Here is a 15,659-nt window from a genome sequence, read left to right as displayed (position 1 = left end):
CCCGGTGGGTCATTGCCGTTCCTGGTAGCGGCGGATCGCGCTGGAGACCGACACATCCAGCAGCACGGACCGGTGCTCGAAGCCGAGGAAGCTGCGCACCTCGGTGGCCAGGTGCTCCTCGAGGCGGGCTCGGCCGTCGGAGCAGATGTACTCCACCACGGCGTCGAAATCCTCGCTGGAGTAGAAGGACAGCGGATGCCCGGCGGGGATCTGCGGGCGCGGCAGGCGATGGCGGATGGTGCCGACGCCGCTGGGCGAATCGGAGCGCTCCTCGGCCTGGACCAGTCGCAGGGCTCGGTCCACCGCGCGCCGGATGCGTTCGGCCTCCCCGTCGGGATCGATGAACAGCGCCCATGACCACACCCGCTCGGTCGCCCAGCCGGCGGCCTCGAGGCGTTCGGCGCGCAGACGGTCGCGCTCGCGCTGGCTGGAGGTGGCCACGTAGCGGGCGCCGTCGGTGTCCACCGCGAGCAGGAGGCGGCCGGGCATCTCGGGGTGCCCCAGGGCGAGCTCGATGCGGTCCGAGGTCAGGCCGAAGTTGCTCTCGACCAGCAGTCCCAGTCGCCACAGACGGTCGGCGAGGTCGCGCACGAGTGCGTCGGTCTCCAGCTCGCGCGGGGCGGCGGGCTCCGCAGCCTCGTCGGTCTGCGCGGCCTGATCGGCCTGGCCGGTCGCCTCGGCATCGGGGCCGCGCGCTGCGTCTCCTGATGCATCAGGGTCCGTCACCGCCGCGGTGGTCGCCGTGTTGTCGGCCCGGTCATCCTCGACGCTCTGTTCGCCGACCGGCTCAGGATCGCTCGGTGAGGGAGCTCCCGCCTCCGCGGCATCGGCTGCGCTCGGCTGCTGCTCCGTGTCGCCGCCACCCGCGGAATCAGCGGATTTCCGGGCCAGGGCCGCCTCGATGGCCGCGTCGAGGTCCTCGTCCGACAGTTCCGATTCGGGGCTGCTGCCGGATGTCTGAGTGGCCGATGCCGGCGAGGCGCCACGTGCGGCGGCGGTGTCCTCGGCGTCCTCGCCCGGGGCGGCCGGCGATCGGCGCGGTGCCTCGGTCTCCGGCGGGGCGCTGAGCTCCTCGCGCCCGGTCAGCGCCGCGACGTGGGGCAGCACGGGGACGTCGGGCCCGCCGCGCAGCACCCACAGCATCGCCCGCAAGTCGCGGGCGCCTTCGCTGCGCAGGCGGGTGTGGTCGAGATCCTGGACGTCGATCGAGGAGACGACGGTGGTGCGGCCGCGGGCGCGGGTGATGACCGTGGCCAGGGCCTTGCGGCCGTCGGGCTCGGACAGGGGACCGAAGCGGTGCAGGAGCCGGCCGTGCGGCGTCTTGCCGAACCCGACCGAGACGATGATGTCGTCGCGCAGGATCGAGGTCGCCTGGGCGGCGGGCAGCACCGTGAACACCTCGCGGGCGCCGGGGTCGAAGTAGTCGCGCAGCGCGGGGATCACCGAGACCGTGTTCATGATGCGGTCCATCAGGCGCCGGGCATGGTCCTCGGTGAACGTGAGCACCGCGAGGGAGCGCTCGGAACGGGTGCGGGCGTGCTCGATGACGAGGTCGGTCACACGGCGCAGCTCGGCCTCGGTGCTCTCGACGTACTCCATGCCCTCGGTGACCGCGCCGCGGCCGTTCTCCACCCGCACCAGGCGGTCCTGCTCGGGGGCGATGGGGCTGGGCACCGCGACCACCTCGCCCACCAGGGCTCGGCGCTGGGCGAAGGTGCGCAGCCCGTCGGTGGCCGGGTGCTTGTCGCGCAGCAGCTCGACGTGCGGGGCGATGCGCAGCATGTCGTCCAGCAGGCTGGGAGCGCCGTCGCCGCCGTACTCGAGCGGATCGCCGACGACGACGGTCTGTTCGGCGCGCACGATCGAGGGCAGGGCGGCGGCAGTGGGCAGGCGGCCTCCGTCGGCCACGATCACCACGTCGAAGTGGCGGCCACGCGGGATCACCTGCGGGACCAGGTACGGGGAGGCCAGCCAGGTGGGCCGGGCGGCGAAGAGGATGTCCTCGTATTTCGCGGCCAGGTCGCGGATCGAGACGGTCGAGGAGCGGGCCAGCTCCGCGATCGCCGCGCGGGAGGTGTCCGGGTAGGTCTTCATGGTCTCCACGCGGGCCTCGTCGGCCGCGGCGTGGACCCGTGCGGAGGCGCTGGCGAGGTATTCGGCGTCCAGGCGCCGGAAGCGTTCGGCGACCTGCGAGAGCGAGGTGCCGTCGTACTGGGAGATGGTGGGCTCCGCCCCGGCGATCAGCTCCAGCACGGTGCGCCACCAGCACAGCTCCAGCTCCGCCTCGACCTGGTCGATCGGCACGCGCCGCATGCGGAGATCCTCGACCAGCTCGCCGAGCCCGTCGAAGGACAGGCGCCGCAGCAGCTCGGTGCGGCGCGGCAGATTCTCGAGATCTGCACGGTCGCGGTGCAGCGCCTCGAAGCGGCGCTCGAGCTCGTCGAGGTCGGTGCGGGCGAGGTCGCTGCCGGCCTCGGTGCCATCCAGCAGCACCGCCAGCTCGTCGAGCACCTTCTGGGCGCGGTCCGCGGTGCGGTGCACGGCGGCGAGATCCGGCGGGAGGGACGGCTTGGAGCCGGGGGCCGACCGGGACCGCCTGGGGCCCGCGGACGAGGCCGAGCCGGTGGGCGAACCGGAGCCGGCGGGCGAGACGGCATCCGAAGAGGAGTCGGCGTCCGACGGCGACTGCGGGGCCGACGAGGCAGAGGCGGCAGCGCTCGATCCGCCGTCGGCCTCGCGCTCAGCCGTGACCCGCCGCCAGTCCTCGGCGACGCGGCGGGCCTCGGTGAGGTCGCGGTGGAGGTCCGGGGACAGGGAGGAGGGGCGCTGCAGGGAGGCGGCCTCCTTGCGCAGTCGGCGCCGCGTGCCCCACCCCATGGTCACGCCGTGCTCGATGCGCCAGGCCTTGTCGGCCGTCGCAGCTTCGAGATCGGCCAGCGGGGAGACGAACACCGCGGCCTGGAAGGTCGACAGCAGTGCCTGCACACGGTCCAGCAGGCTCAGCCGCTGGGTCAGCTGCCGGAGGCTGGTGGGCTCGGCGAGGCCGAGCTTCCCGCCGGTCACGTCGCACGCCTTGCGCAGCTGCGGCAGGATCTCCTCGCGCAGCACAGAGACGAGCTCCTCGGCGCGGGCCGCCTGCGTGTCCGAGCTGATGGGCGCGCCGTACCAGGCGGACTCCTCCGGCCCGCTGGAGAGGATCCCGACCTCTGCGGCCTCGCGCAGAGCAGCCGCGAAGCGATCACGGTCGGCGCCGACCATCTGGGCCGCGACATCGGCGCGCAGGCGCACCTGCGTGCGGGGCGCCGGACGCAGCCGGGTCAGGGCAGCGAGCGCGGAGATCGCGTCGTGGGCGGAGGCTCCCCACGGGTGCTGGATGCGATGCATCGCCTCCACGTGGCCGACCAGGGTCTCGCGCGTCTCGCCCAGTTCCGCCGGGGCGGTGTCACCGGCGCCCAGACCGTAGGAGCCGGCGCGTCGCAGGCTGCGCAGCAGCGCAGCGGAGGCGTTGCGCTGCAGCGACGGGTCCGGCGAGAGATCGAAGACGAGCTCCTCCAGCCCCCGCCCGCGCGCGAGCTGGACCAGCTGGGCCAGATTGCGGCGGCGCTGGGAGACCACCAGCACGCTGCGGCCGCGGGCGTTGAGCTCCTCGGCGAGGTCGACGACGAGGTCGAGGCTGCCGGTTCCCGGTGGAGTCGCCACAGCGAGGTCCTGGCCGGCGAGCACCCGCGCGAGCACCTTGCGGTGATCGGGGTCCACCGCCGCGACCAGTTCGTCCTCGGGGACCTCGGGAACGGCGTGATCCGCGGTGTCTGCGGTGCCTGGGGTTTCTGCGGTGCCTGAGGTGTCTGCGCGGCCGGCGCGGGCTGCTTCGGCGCCGTCACGCTCGCCCGGATCGGGGCGCACCACGGCCTGGGCCTCGGCGTCACCGGCGAGCGCGGCGATCAGCGGGGAGGAGGACCAGTCGCAGCGATCGATGGCGAGGTCCTCGGCGACCGACCCGGCGGCGTCCATGAGATTGCCGACCACGAGAGCGTGGGTGACGCGGAAGCCGGGCAGCGGCTGGCCGAGGGAGCGGAAGGCGTCCAGCACCGGATTGGGGTCGAAGCCGTGCGTGCTGTCGGTGGTCGCCAGCAGCGCGCGGGCGTCGACGGCGACGCCCGCCTCGCGCAGGGAGCGCAGCAGCACCGGGTTCAGGTCGGCGGTGGTGTCCACCTCGAGGTCGACGTCCTCGCGGGCGTTGCCGCGCAGGCGCAGGGTGATGGGGCGCACCAGGACGGGAGCGTGGATCGGCTCGGAGCCGTCCTCCGGGATCCAGGTGGCCTCTCCGATGCCGAGATGGCACGTGGTCAGGCCCACCTCTTCCGCGTGGCGCTCGGCCACCTCGCGGATGGTGCGGGCGTGCGCACGGGCGTCGGCCAGGGCGCCGACCTCGCGGACCAGGGAGGACAGTCGGGTCGGGCCGCGACCGGCGAGCAGCTGTGCCAGGCCCGAGGGGTGGGAGTGGCTGAGGTCCAGGACGGTCGCGCCGGCCCGGATCTGGGTCAGGAACGAGGGCGCGGTGACGCCGCCGGTGATCTGCTGGGCCCAACGGTCCAGGGCGTCGGCGACCAGGTCGTCACGGCTGAGCGGGCGGTGCTCGCGCGGCGGTGCGGGCAGGTCGTCCTCGTCCTGCTCGGGCGCGATCCCGGCCCCGACCTCGTCGAGGTGCCGATCCACGACGATGTCCACGCCGCCGGTGCTCTCGGGCCTGTCCTGGGTGCTCGCCGATGCGGTGCGCTGGGAACGGCGGGAGGCGGCGGTCTCCGGCCGGTCGTCGCCGCTGCGGGCGGGCTTCGCGGCGGCCCGATGCTCGCGAGCCAGGGCCGACAGGGCGTCGTCGCGGGGATCCGCGTCCTGTGCCGTGCCGTCCGGGCGGTTCTTGCCGCGCAGGAGTCTCCACATGGTTGCTCACGCTACCGGGACAGGGGCCTCCGCTCGCGCAGGCGTGCCGGGCGCATCGCTGGTCCTGCTCACATCGGCCCGCACCCCGGCGTCGGCCGGCGGGTCCGGCCGGGCCCTGGCCGGTTCACACCTCGTGCAGCCGCACCGAAGCCTCGGCGAGATGGGCTCGCAGCTCGTCCGGGACCGGCCCGGCGATGATCAGGTCGGTCAGCACCGAGACCGGGCAGATGCCGGCGAGGGCGCGGTGGCCGATCTTGTCGGCCGTCGCAAGCCCCACGACCCGCCGGGAGTGGCCGATCATGATCCGGGTGACGCCGGCCTCCGAGTCGGAGTTGCAGGTCAGGCCGGCATCGATGTCGAGCCCGACGGTGCCGACGAACATCGTGTCCAGCCACAGGTCCCGCATGGTCGCCGTGGCCAGCGGGCCCGTCAGCTCGAAGGAGTAGGGCTCGGCGACCCCGCCGAGGACGACGGTGCGCACGGAGGGCCGCAGCACCGCCTCGGTGGCGATGTTCAGCGCCGCACAGACGACCGTCAGGCCCGGGCTGCCGTCGCGGGAGTCGATGTCGGGACGGGCGACGGCGCGGCGGGAGGTCGCCGTGGTGGTGCGCCCGCCGTTGAAGCCGATGATCTGCCCCGGTTCGACCAGGGACGCGGCGAAGTCGGCCACCGCCTCGCGCTGCGCCGAGTTCTCGTCCGTGGCCCGGGGGACGGTGGCGAGAGAGTAGGCGACGTCGATCGCCACGATCCCGCCGTGGGTGCGACGCACGAGCTGAGCGCGCTCCATCTCCATGAAGTCGCGGCGCACCGTGGATTCGCTGATCCCGAGCTCGGCGGCGACCTCCGAGACGCTCAGCCGCTTGCTGGAGGCGAGCAGATTCAGCACGTGGTCCCAGCGGGCGGACCGGTCCTTGGGCAGCGGGGGACGCTTCGAGGGGGTGGTGGGTCCGTCCGCCGGCGAGCTGCGCAGATTCACGCATCCATTGTTGCTCACCTCGTCCCGGTGAGGGGGTTATTCGGGCAGAACCGGTCAGTTCGCGGCCAGTTTGAAGGTCACGTTTGAGTCACGCTTCACAGCGACGTAGGTTGACCGCGTCGCCCCGGATGTGGGGCGGTTCCGCGAACGAAAGGGTGACCATCATGGGTTTCGATGACGCGCTGAACAAGGCGAAGGACTTCGCCGGCGAGAACTCCGAGCAGGCCGAGCAGGGTATCGACGCGGCGGCCGAGCAGATCAAGGAGCGCACTCCGGATCAGTTCGACGAGCAGGTCGACAGCGGGGCCGACGCCGCCCGCGATCAGCTGGGCCTCGGCGGCGACGAGAACCAGGGCGGGAACTGATCACCGTCCCGTCGTGATCGAAGAGCCCCCGGTGCTGCGGCACCGGGGGCTCTTTCATGCGCGGGGGCCCGTGCGCGGGATCGAGACGTTCGCGGGGGGTATCACTCGGAGACGGGCGGCTCCTCCCCCGCTCCCGTCCGGCGCACGCCCCCTCAGGACCGCTTGCGCAGGGTGAAGAACGCCGCGATGGCCACGCCGACGACGGCGACACCGACGATCCCGAGCAGCCACGGCATCATCGACCCGTTCTGACCGGCGGGCTCCTCCTGGGATGCTGCGCTGGACTCGGCCCCGCCGGCATCGCTCTGCGCGGCTCCTCCGGCGTCGCTGGACGCGGCTTCTCCCCCGTCGCTCGACTGGCCGCCACCGTCGCTGGCCGCGGGATCGGCGGCCGCGCCGGCGTCGGTGTCCTGCTCGACGGTGATGTCGAAGGTGCCCTCGATCGGGTGGCCGTCCGAGGAGACGACCCGCCACTCGACCGTGTACGTGCCGGCCGGCAGCGGCTCCTCGAGCTCCGCCGTCGCGGTCGGCCCCTCGACGCTCGGCGTGATCTCGCTCAGGGTCTCGCCGGACTCGTCGCTGATGCGGACGACGGGGCTCACCTCGAGCACGTCGGCGGAGAAGGTCAGCGTGATGTCATCGGGCGAGGTCTCGAGCGTGTCCCCGTCGGCCGGATCCGTGGAGATCAGCGTGTCGTGGGCGTGCGCCGGCGCGGGCAGCAGCGTGAGAGCCACTATCACGGCGGCGGCCAGCCCGATCAGCGCGGCGGGGACGGTGTGCAGGTCGCGGGATGCTCGAGAAATCACGGGAGCAGGCTACGCCTGAGCTCTGAGAGCCCGAGCATGCCCTCGATCACACGTGCCGGGCGCGCTCACGCAGGCGGGAGGTCCGCAGCGTGTTCCAGAACGGGCAGGGCGGCGCGGGCGGCGGCGATCTCCGCCAGGTCGAGATCGACCACGAGCATGCCCTCCTCACGCCCGAGCTCCTGCCGGATCTGACCGAGGGGGCCGATGACGGCGCTCTGGCCGATTCCACGGGCCGCACGGCCTGCGTAGTCCGCCGGCGGTGCCTGGTCGGCGGCGAGGACGACGCTGGTCGAGTCCAGCGCACGGGCCTGCAGCAGCAGCCGCAGCTGTTCGCTCTTGCCGGGCCCGTCGGCCCACGCCAGCGGAAGCAGAATCGCCTCGGCGCCGCGACGGGCCAGGGCCGTGAACTGCTCGGCGAAGCGCACGTCATAGCAGGTGGCAAGGCCCAGGCGGGTGCCATGGAGGTCGATCGTCACGAGTTCGTGGCCGGGAGCGACGGTGTCGGACTCACGGTGGCCGTAGGCATCGAAGAGGTGGATCTTGCGGTACTCGAGATGGATCGGGTCGTCGGCCGCGCCGCCCGCGTCGTCGGTCGCGGCGGCGGTGGCGTGGCTGCCCGGAGCGGGGCCGCGGACGATGACCGTGTTGTGCACACGGTCGGCGTCGGCGGTGGTGAAGGACCCCGCCGCGATGACGAGGGCGTGCTGGTCGGCCAGCTCCTGGAGGAGGGACTCGAAGGCGTCGTGATGGGCCTCCGCGGCGCGACGCAGGTCCGTGCCGAACGGGGTCAGGGTCGCCTCGGGCAGCAGCACCAAGTGGGCCCCGGCGGCTGCGGCGTCGGCGACCGCGCGGCGGACCCTGAGTGCCGTCGTCTCGAACTCCTCACTGACGGTGATCTGCGCCAGAGCGATGCGCGGGCCGGCGGCGCGATGCGCCTCGGCGAGGGACTCGGGGGTGTCCACGTCGGTCGCCTCCGCTCCGATGGCGGCGCGGGTCGTCAGCTCACCCTCCCCCAGCTGCGCGTAGAGGCTGCGCAGGCTGCCGTCCGCCCAGCCGCCCTCCGGGTTCTCCACCGCGGCCAGGGCGTCGAGCAGCCTGGCCAGGGGCCAGGCGGCGCACAGGTACTGGGTGCGGTCGTCGCCGTCGGCGAGCGCCGCCACGCGCCCGGTGGCCGCGCTGTCGGCACACAGGGCGGAGAGGGTCTCGGGGCGCAGCAACGGCATGTCCCCGCCGAGCACCAGCACCGTCTGCACGCCGGCGGTGCCGATGTGGTCGACCCCGGACTCCCCGTCGTCCGCCCGCGTGAGCTCGCCGACACCACGGGCGAGCGCGGCCAGCGGGCCGGACCCCGGAGGATCCTCGCGGACGAAGTGGGCCCCGTGGCGGCCCGCGAGGTCGGCACCGTCATCGGTCGCCGGCCCGACGACGACGCGCCGTCCGGTGGGCGCGGCGCGCAGCACCCGCTCCAGCACGGGGGCGCCGGCGATGCGCAGACGGGTCTTGTCCTCGCCGCCCAGACGGGAGGAGCTGCCCCCGGCCAGCACCACACTGGTGACGGTGGCGGTGATCTCGTGACGGTGCCTCGACATGGGTCGATCCTGCCACGGGGCGCTACGATGGCCGGGCCCATGTGTCATGGCGATGACCAGCGCGCCACACAACGACACATGCGGGCACCGGTCCACGGGGCCGGTCCGCCTCCGTAGCTCAGGGGATAGAGCACCGCTCTCCTAAAGCGGGTGTCGCGCGTTCGAATCGCGCCGGAGGCACAAGTCTGACCAGCATCAACGCGCTTCAATTCGCCTCCTCCAGCGATCCGCCGACCTCGTGTGACCCCCGCGTGACACCCGCACGTCCGTTGACCAGCTCCAGCGCCGCCGCATCTTCGCTCCCGGCTACGTGGGTGTATCGGGACGTGAGGTCGAGGGACGAGTGCCGTGCCCAGGTCCGGACGGTCGCCAGCGGCACCCCGGCACGAACCCACTCGGAGACGGCGACGTGGCGCAGATCGTACAACCGCAGATCCGGCGCGATCCTCGCCCAGTGCACATCGCGCCGCAGGTTCCGGGACGCGATTAGTCCCCCTCCCGGCGCGGTGAACACTCGCTCCCGCGGCGACCGATGCGCGATGTGCTGTTCGAGGTCCGCACGGACCGCAACTGCTACCGGGACGAACCGCGCCTGGTGGTTCTTCACGTCCTTCTCGCGATGGCCTTCCGGGTGTGACCTCAGCACGCGCAGCCGACCACCCGAAACGTCACCAACTCGTAGAGCGCGCATCTCTCCCGGTCGCAGGCCCGTGTAGGCCATCACGCGTATGTAGAGCCGGTACCCCGGATCCTTGATAGCCGCAGCCATCTGCTCTACGTCATCCCACGTCGCCATGGTCGCCGAGTGCACAGACGCTTCTCCTGCTACACGGATACCCTGAGCAGGGTTGTCCATGCGATACCCGCGCTGCACCGCCCAACCGAAGAACGCCGATAGCGAGGTGATCGCGCGCTTCTTCGTCCCGGCCGATACCCGCAGCCGATGCACGTACCGCTCGATCTCCGCATGAGTCAGTTCCCCGACCGGAGAGCGCCCGATACTCACCGGTAGGGCGTTCAGGAACCGTCGATCCGTCGCCACCGTCGAGCCCGCGACTCTGCCCTCCCTCTCGGCCAGAAACTCCGTCACTGCCACCGCGACCGTGGTCGACTTCCCGAGCCGGGGGTCGAAGCCGCCTGCCAGGTGCACCCGTTCGGCGGCCTCCCATGCGAGAGCGTCCTTCTTCCGATCGAACGTCTTGGTGGAGACGACCAGGCGGCCACGCTTCACTCTCACGCGGAAGCGGCCCGAGGGCAGCTTGTCGACGCTCACGCCGCCACCCCGCGCAGCCACTCCTCGACGTCCGCCCGGGCATAGCGAGGCAGGGAGGGCGACAGCCACGTGACCCGCGGACCCATCCCCGACTGCCTCCACCGGCACACAGTCGACTTGTCCACCCGCAGCAACCGGGCGACCTCAGCGCTCGTCATGTACTCGTTCATCACCGCTCCCCGCCGTCCACCCTGCGCTCTTCTCAGATGCTCAATGTCGGCATCGGTCACGTCACCGAACATCGCTTTCCCGATCAGCGCCCGTTCCCGACGCTCCGCATCGTCCTTCTTTTGCGTCGCCATGTTGTTCTCCACCTTTCACCGATCCTCGTTGACCCTGGTTGCGACAAACTGGGCGTACTCCCGGGCACGTGCGGCCGCAGCGTCGGCGAGTTCCTTGTCGCCCTGACTCCCCCAACCGCTTCCCACGAACTCCCAGGAGGAGGAGACCACCAGCGTCGTGTCGTCGTCGGCCAACAGTCGTGCTTCGAGGTCCGCCAGGTCGAGCGGTTCTCCCGCGCGCTCCGACTCCGCCTTCAGTCGCGCGAACCGACGCCTGGCTGCTCGGAGTCGGCCGAGGGTCACCGAGTACGCACGAGATTTCGTGGAGAAGTGACCCCGGAATCCGAGCATCCGTGCCCACTTCCCCAGCAAGAAGTACGAGGAGTCCGGGTCGCACGTCATCGCGCGCTGGGAGAGGTCGATGCACTCGTGTTCCATCCGCCGGTGGTGCGGGCGTGGAACACCGCTCTCGCTGGTCGATTTCGTCGCGTACTTCGCCAAGTATCCGGCCACCTGCCCGGCGTGCAGTTCATCGCTGGAGCGCACGTCGTCAAGGAATCCCCCCGGCCGTCCAGTGCGCACGGTCCGCGCATCGAACTGCACACCGAAGCGCAGCACGCGCGGCACGTCCGCACCATCGACCGGAGATGCCTCTACCTGCACACCTCGTACGGCCTGCTTTACCAGCCTCGCCAGCGTCAGACCACCGAGCGGAGCCGGGGAGCCGGGCCCATCGGGGCCATCCAGCCGGATGAGCGCATGGAAGTGCACGAGCCCGCGCGCCTGGAACTCCGCCACCTTCGCGTACTGCACCGTGGCGATCTTCCGCAGGCCGGTACTTGTCACCCCGAGGTACCCGGCCAGCGCACGACGCAGGGCGATGGTCGTGCGTCGCCACAGCTCCGGTGCGTGCCACTGCCAAACCACTGCCGACGTCCAGTCGTAGCACTCCCAGCAGAGCGGCGACCCCACCTGGTCATCGGCATCGTCATGGACCTTGTGGCAGCTGAGCAGCCGACCGTGAGGGCAGGTCTCCGCATCCTGCCGAGGACGGCACCGACCGCCGTTGCGCACCCCGTGGACGTGCCCGAACGAGGGCGCGGTGAGCGTTGCGAACACCAGCGGATTGTCGGCCACCGACTCCGGTACCTGCTTCCCTCCCAGCAGCCCGGTGCGGATCAGCTCGAAAGTGTCGCGCGCGTAAACCCGGGAGCAGGCGGAGCATCTGTCCGCGCGCCGGTTCCCGCAGGGGACGCGCACCACGCCGCCAACTTGCGAGGACGAGAAAGTGTCAAGCGCACCGGTCACCGTGTCTACCGTGACCGACGAGCCTCGTAGACGCACCGGGTGCGAGCACCACTGCACTCTCTGTGCAGCATCGCTCCACGCCGACCACGACCCCGCACGGATTCGCGATTCCGCCGCTTCCTGAGCCGCATCGGTCAGAGCCGTGAGGTCGAGGTCCGGCAGGACTCCGGCTCCTGGCATCCGCGCGGAGACGTATCCGGCGACCAGATCCTCACGCCCCATGAGTCACCACCCCCGGGTTCTGCACGTACTGCTCCGCAGCCTCGGGGACGGTGTAGTCCCTGCCTGCCCAGAACCCCGCCGTGGGACGGTCCCGGAGCGCCTCGGCGAGACAGTCCGGCCGAACCGGGCAGGAGGCGCATATCCCGGTCATTTCCCGACGCTCTGTCCCGAGCGCGTACTCGGCGGTCCAGGGAAGCGCGCTGGCCGCCGGGCGGGCGCAAGCAGCCTCGACCACCCACGCCCGCGATGCCGACGCCATCACGCCGCCTCCGTGCGGGACTTCCGAGGGGCTCGCTTGTGTCGGGGGCGAGGCGTCTGTTCGTCCCGCGCCTCTCCCGCAGTGGCGTCGTTTTTCGACTCGCCCTCGGGTGACGGCCCCTCGGTGGGTACCGTCGGCCTGATGATGGGGCCGATGACTGCTCGCCGTAAGTTCGAGGACTCGTGTGCAGTCCGCGCGGCGGCATCCACCGGCAGGTACCCGAACCGGACCACCTCACGGTCACCGCTCTCGGACGAGACGACCGCGTATCCCGGCACGGCAGGCAAACCCGTGGCCGTCGGATCGCTCGGCCCCGGGGCGGTGCCCATGATCGCCCGCTCTGCTTCATGGGTCTTCACACGGAAGGCGATGGCACTGGCGGCGTTGGACCCGATGGTGGTCGGGAGCGAGTCGCTGGTCGGCTTCTGCGTCGTCGGGATCACCCACACACCCACCGACCGACCCTTGCGGACCAGAACCGAGATCGCCGCCTCCGTCCGCTGCCGATAGCGGAGCGCCTCCTTGTCGTCCCTCGGGATCAGCTCCTTGTCGAGGATCGCCTGACACTCATCGATAACCAGCACCAGCAGCGGCATGTCAATCGAAGGTCCGCCCGTGTCCCAGATCGAGGGACCGCCCCGCAGGTCGACCATCCGGTCCAACCGGTCTCGCATCACCCCCACGACAGCCTCCAGCTCTAGGGCGATCCGCTCCCGGTCCTCATCGTCCCGATTGAACAGCGAGGCGCGCGGGGCCAGCCAACCCCAGTCGTGACCACCCTTGCCGTCCCAGACGAGGAACTGCACGGCGGCGCACGGGACGAGGACGCTCAACAGCGCGGTCAAACCGCCCGTCTTGCCGCCGCCCGGGAGTCCGCCAACCACGGTGCCGCTGCACTCCCGCACTCGATGCGTCGCCAGACTTCCATCGGCGCGCAACCCGTACGGCACGGCGTCCCAGTCCCCGTCCCACGACAACGGCTGCTCCAGGGGGGTCATCTCCGCCCTGGGATCCCTGCGTGCGTCGCTCAGGGATGTAATCCGGTAGTGCCCGCCGACGTCCGTCTGCTCGATCTGGACGTCCTGGGCACCGTCGATGACCGCGAGCCGATCACGCACCGCGTTTTCCACCGAGAGCGGATCGGTCAGCGTGGCGAGCGGTGCGTCGATCGTCCACACCCCACGCGAGAACGCCGTCCGGTACGCGGTTGGGTCGTTGCTGTCGATGAACCCAAAGTCCCGCAGCAGTTTGTTGCCGACCCTGCGTCGCTTCTGTTCTCGTACACGCTCGACTTCGGCCACCACTGGCAGTGCCTTGCGAAGCCACCGGAACCGCCGCGACAGCACCATTAGGATCACCAGGAGCACCGCGACACCGACGAATCGAAGAGGCACCGAGTTCAGGGCCTCGACGTCCTTCGACAGAGCGAAACCGAACAACGCGAGCCAGCCCAGCGTGACCCAGAGCCGTCGCAATATCCATGCCGTGGCGATGAACAGCCCGCCGAGGATGGCGCCGAGGAGGACACCCAGCCAGTCGTCGTCCTTCTTGGACGCCATCAGGCGGCGCTCTTCTTCGCCTCATCAGTCCCGGCGATGGCCTCGGCCGACCACGAGCAGGACACCGTGTTCGTCCGGCGGTCCACCCGGACCGACACCGTGAGGCCTTCAAAGGTGACCGGGCGGAACGGCTGCACGGTCGGCTGGTTCATCGCGCCGACGCTCACCTTCTCGGAGACGGTCGAGGCACGCCCCCACTCCTCGGAGCGGTACACGCACTCGACCGCCCACAGCGGCATCCCGGTGTCCGCATGTCGCGCCTGATTGTCGCCGGGTCGGCGCTTGCCATCGACCTCAACCCACTCCATCACCGGCTCGACCACGCCAGTGCCGATCATCTGCTGCTTGCTGCTGTCCACGGCGAAGGTTGCCACCTGACTCATCTCCTTGTACCGACCACCACTCTTTGAGGTGGTTCTATTGCAACCGTAGCACCAGACAAGCCATAGAGCTACCTCTAACACGCTCGCAGGCCGTTTTCAGGCCCTAGGGGTACTCTTAGACGTTCACGAGAGGAGGTGCCATGGCATACGGCTACAAGGAGCTAGCAGCTGAGCTAAGGGCGCAGATCGAACAGGGCGCGCCTGCACCGGGCGACACGTTGCCTCGTCAGGCAGACCTTGCCGAGCAGTACGGCGTCAACGTGAAGACCGTTCGAGCGGCGGTGGCACTCCTGGAGGCCGAGGGCTTGGTGACCCCTGTACGTCGGCGGGGAACCGTCGTTCGTGAGCGACCCGCGATGAGGCGCCTCGGTACCGAGCGGTACTCCAAGAGCAAGTGGAAGTTCGGCGACACAGTCGCGTTCGCGGCCGACCGCGAGGCCAGTAACCTCCCCTGGTCGCCGTCAGATCAGACTCAGACCGTGGAACTCGTCGACCCTCCCGCACGAGTTGTCGCAGAGCTGGAGCTCGACGCTGGGGAACGCGCCTACGTTCGCAGCCGGCTGGTCAAGTTGGCAGGACAACCGACTCACACCCTCACCAGCTACTACCGACAAACCGATGTGGAGGGCACTCCGCTCGTCGATCCGGCGCCCGGGCCAGCTGGACGCGGCGGCGGCTTCGCCGTACTCACGCTCCAGGGCCTCGAACCGCATGAAGTCACGGAGACGATCAGCTCCCGCATGCCTACACCCGACGAGACTTCGCAGCTAGAGATCCCTGCCGGTGAGCCGGTCATGATCCTTGAGCGCACCGTCCGCACAGCGCAGGGGCACCCCGTCGAGTTCGCAGTCGGCGTCCACAGAGCTTCTCAGTTCTCCTGGCAGTACACCTTCGAGATGCCAAACTGATGGCGTGACTAGCGAACAGATCATGGCCGATGCCCAGACGCTGTGGGACTACCACCAGCTCGGCCACGAGCCGCGCCCGACTGATATCGCCATCGGGCTCGGCAGCCACGACATCGGCGTTGCTGAGCACACCGCCGACCTCTACCACCAAGGGCTCTTCCCGCTGATCGTCTTCACGGGTGCGAACGCTCCAACCACGGTGGACTTCTTCCCGCGCGGCGAGGCCGTTCACTTCACCGAACGCGCCATCGAGCTCGGCGTCCCAGCCGAGGCGATCTTACAAGAGACAAAAGCCAGGAACACCGGCGAGAATTTTACACTGACGAAACATCTCATCGAATCCAAGGGCCTCGACGTACAGATCGCAACGGTTGTAAGCCGCCCATATCAACAGCGGCGGGCGTTCGCAACAGCGCGAAACTACTGGCCCGAACTCGACCTAGTGTGCTCCTCCAGGCCGCAATCTTTGGACTCCTACATTAGTGACATAGGAGACGCAGACAAGGTCCTAAACATGCTAGTGGGGGACACTGAGCGAATCTGGACCTATGCCGAGAAGGGCTTCGCGATACCTCAAAACATCCCCGAGGGTGTCACGCAAGCTTTTACCCGCCTCGCCTCCAACGGATATACTAGCCGACTTTCGAGTGCAGGTCGACTCCAAGTACGTCAACGCGGCTAGCACGCCGCGCCGTGGAAACAGTGCAGACCTGAATCACGGTCAGAACAGAGTAGCCTCTTTACTGCTGTCCTCCGTGGGAATCTCGCCGCGGTCAACTGCGTACATAA

At 70.2% G+C, this 15,659-nt stretch carries 13 protein-coding genes and 1 tRNA gene; 4 read left to right on the top strand and 10 right to left on the bottom strand.

Going from position 1 to position 15,659, the window contains the following annotated elements; translation table 11 throughout:
* Positions 1–9: 9 nt before the first annotated feature.
* Complete coding sequence (locus ACFQS2_RS06150; RefSeq protein ID WP_377793068.1) at positions 10–4,941, bottom strand: hypothetical protein; 4,932 nt, start codon at positions 4,939–4,941, stop codon at positions 10–12.
* 124 nt (positions 4,942–5,065) lie between these two features.
* The gene (locus tag ACFQS2_RS06145; RefSeq protein WP_377793066.1) at positions 5,066–5,917 is read right to left on the bottom strand and encodes a DeoR/GlpR family DNA-binding transcription regulator; all 852 of its coding nucleotides are present in this window, start codon (positions 5,915–5,917) and stop codon (positions 5,066–5,068) included.
* A 164-nt stretch (positions 5,918–6,081) separates the two neighbouring features.
* Here ACFQS2_RS06145 and ACFQS2_RS06140 point away from each other — a divergent pair, with 164 nt between their 5' ends.
* Positions 6,082–6,282 carry an antitoxin gene (locus ACFQS2_RS06140; protein ID WP_377018172.1) on the top strand — a complete coding sequence of 67 codons (201 nt, stop codon included), beginning with the start codon at positions 6,082–6,084 and terminating at the stop codon, positions 6,280–6,282.
* A gap of 152 nt (positions 6,283–6,434) precedes the next feature.
* Here the strand turns inward: ACFQS2_RS06140 and ACFQS2_RS06135 are convergent, their stop codons facing one another.
* Together ACFQS2_RS06135 and ACFQS2_RS06130 are read right to left on the bottom strand one after the other, a co-directional pair.
* Positions 6,435–7,088, bottom strand: coding sequence for a copper resistance protein CopC (locus ACFQS2_RS06135; protein WP_377793065.1), 654 nt, complete (start codon positions 7,086–7,088; stop codon positions 6,435–6,437).
* 65 nt (positions 7,089–7,153) lie between these two features.
* Positions 7,154–8,677 (bottom strand): nitrilase-related carbon-nitrogen hydrolase, encoded by a 1,524-nt coding sequence (locus ACFQS2_RS06130; RefSeq protein ID WP_377793064.1) that lies wholly within the window; start codon positions 8,675–8,677, stop codon positions 7,154–7,156.
* A gap of 107 nt (positions 8,678–8,784) precedes the next feature.
* Here ACFQS2_RS06130 and ACFQS2_RS06125 point away from each other — a divergent pair.
* A tRNA-Arg gene (locus tag ACFQS2_RS06125) sits at positions 8,785–8,857 on the top strand.
* A gap of 25 nt (positions 8,858–8,882) precedes the next feature.
* Here ACFQS2_RS06125 and ACFQS2_RS06120 read toward each other — a convergent pair.
* Genes ACFQS2_RS06120 through ACFQS2_RS06095 form a run of 6 tightly spaced genes read right to left on the bottom strand, consistent with a single transcriptional unit; the run spans position 8,883 to position 13,953 of the window.
* A complete protein-coding gene (locus ACFQS2_RS06120; protein ID WP_377793063.1) occupies positions 8,883–9,950 on the bottom strand; it encodes a tyrosine-type recombinase/integrase in 1,068 nt (355 codons plus the stop codon).
* Positions 9,947–10,264 carry a helix-turn-helix transcriptional regulator gene (locus tag ACFQS2_RS06115; RefSeq protein WP_377793062.1) on the bottom strand — a complete coding sequence of 106 codons (318 nt, stop codon included), beginning with the start codon at positions 10,262–10,264 and terminating at the stop codon, positions 9,947–9,949. Before ACFQS2_RS06115 ends, ACFQS2_RS06120 begins: the two co-directional genes overlap by 4 nt.
* Positions 10,265–10,267: 3 nt before the next feature.
* Entirely contained in the window at positions 10,268–11,719 is a 1,452-nt protein-coding gene (locus ACFQS2_RS06110; protein ID WP_377793127.1) for a replication initiator, read from the bottom strand.
* 31 nt (positions 11,720–11,750) lie between these two features.
* A complete protein-coding gene (locus tag ACFQS2_RS06105) occupies positions 11,751–12,020 on the bottom strand; it encodes a WhiB family transcriptional regulator (RefSeq protein WP_377793061.1) in 270 nt (89 codons plus the stop codon).
* Positions 12,020–13,579 carry a hypothetical protein gene (locus tag ACFQS2_RS06100; RefSeq protein ID WP_377793060.1) on the bottom strand — a complete coding sequence of 520 codons (1,560 nt, stop codon included), beginning with the start codon at positions 13,577–13,579 and terminating at the stop codon, positions 12,020–12,022. The genes ACFQS2_RS06105 and ACFQS2_RS06100 overlap by 1 nt, the downstream gene beginning before the upstream one ends.
* A complete protein-coding gene (locus ACFQS2_RS06095; protein WP_377793059.1) occupies positions 13,579–13,953 on the bottom strand; it encodes a hypothetical protein in 375 nt (124 codons plus the stop codon). The genes ACFQS2_RS06100 and ACFQS2_RS06095 overlap by 1 nt, the downstream gene beginning before the upstream one ends.
* A gap of 149 nt (positions 13,954–14,102) precedes the next feature.
* On the opposite strand from ACFQS2_RS06095, the gene ACFQS2_RS06090 reads away from it, so the two are divergent.
* Positions 14,103–14,870, top strand: coding sequence for a GntR family transcriptional regulator (locus ACFQS2_RS06090; RefSeq protein ID WP_377793058.1), 768 nt, complete (start codon positions 14,103–14,105; stop codon positions 14,868–14,870).
* Between the two features lie 4 nt (positions 14,871–14,874).
* Positions 14,875–15,552 carry a YdcF family protein gene (locus tag ACFQS2_RS06085; protein WP_377793057.1) on the top strand — a complete coding sequence of 226 codons (678 nt, stop codon included), beginning with the start codon at positions 14,875–14,877 and terminating at the stop codon, positions 15,550–15,552.
* The last annotated feature ends 107 nt before the right edge of the window (positions 15,553–15,659 follow it).

The sequence above is a fragment of the Brachybacterium sp. GCM10030267 genome, assembly GCF_042666875.1.
Taxonomy (GTDB): Bacteria; Actinomycetota; Actinomycetes; order Actinomycetales; family Dermabacteraceae; genus Brachybacterium.
Note: the sequence above shows the minus strand (reverse complement) of the source record. Positions and strands in the feature narration are given on the sequence as shown.

Excerpts from the sequence above, each read along its gene's own strand:
- ACFQS2_RS06090 (WP_377793058.1), top strand. The coding sequence starts at position 14,103 with ATGGCATACGGCTACAAGGAGCTAGCAGCTGAGCTAAGGGCGCAGATC.
- ACFQS2_RS06105 (WP_377793061.1), bottom strand. The coding sequence starts at position 12,020 with ATGGCGTCGGCATCGCGGGCGTGGGTGGTCGAGGCTGCTTGCGCCCGC.
- ACFQS2_RS06140 (WP_377018172.1), top strand. The coding sequence starts at position 6,082 with ATGGGTTTCGATGACGCGCTGAACAAGGCGAAGGACTTCGCCGGCGAG.
- ACFQS2_RS06130 (WP_377793064.1), bottom strand. The coding sequence starts at position 8,677 with ATGTCGAGGCACCGTCACGAGATCACCGCCACCGTCACCAGTGTGGTG.
- ACFQS2_RS06150 (WP_377793068.1), bottom strand. The coding sequence starts at position 4,941 with ATGTGGAGACTCCTGCGCGGCAAGAACCGCCCGGACGGCACGGCACAG.
- ACFQS2_RS06110 (WP_377793127.1), bottom strand. The coding sequence starts at position 11,719 with ATGCCAGGAGCCGGAGTCCTGCCGGACCTCGACCTCACGGCTCTGACC.
- ACFQS2_RS06100 (WP_377793060.1), bottom strand. The coding sequence starts at position 13,579 with ATGGCGTCCAAGAAGGACGACGACTGGCTGGGTGTCCTCCTCGGCGCC.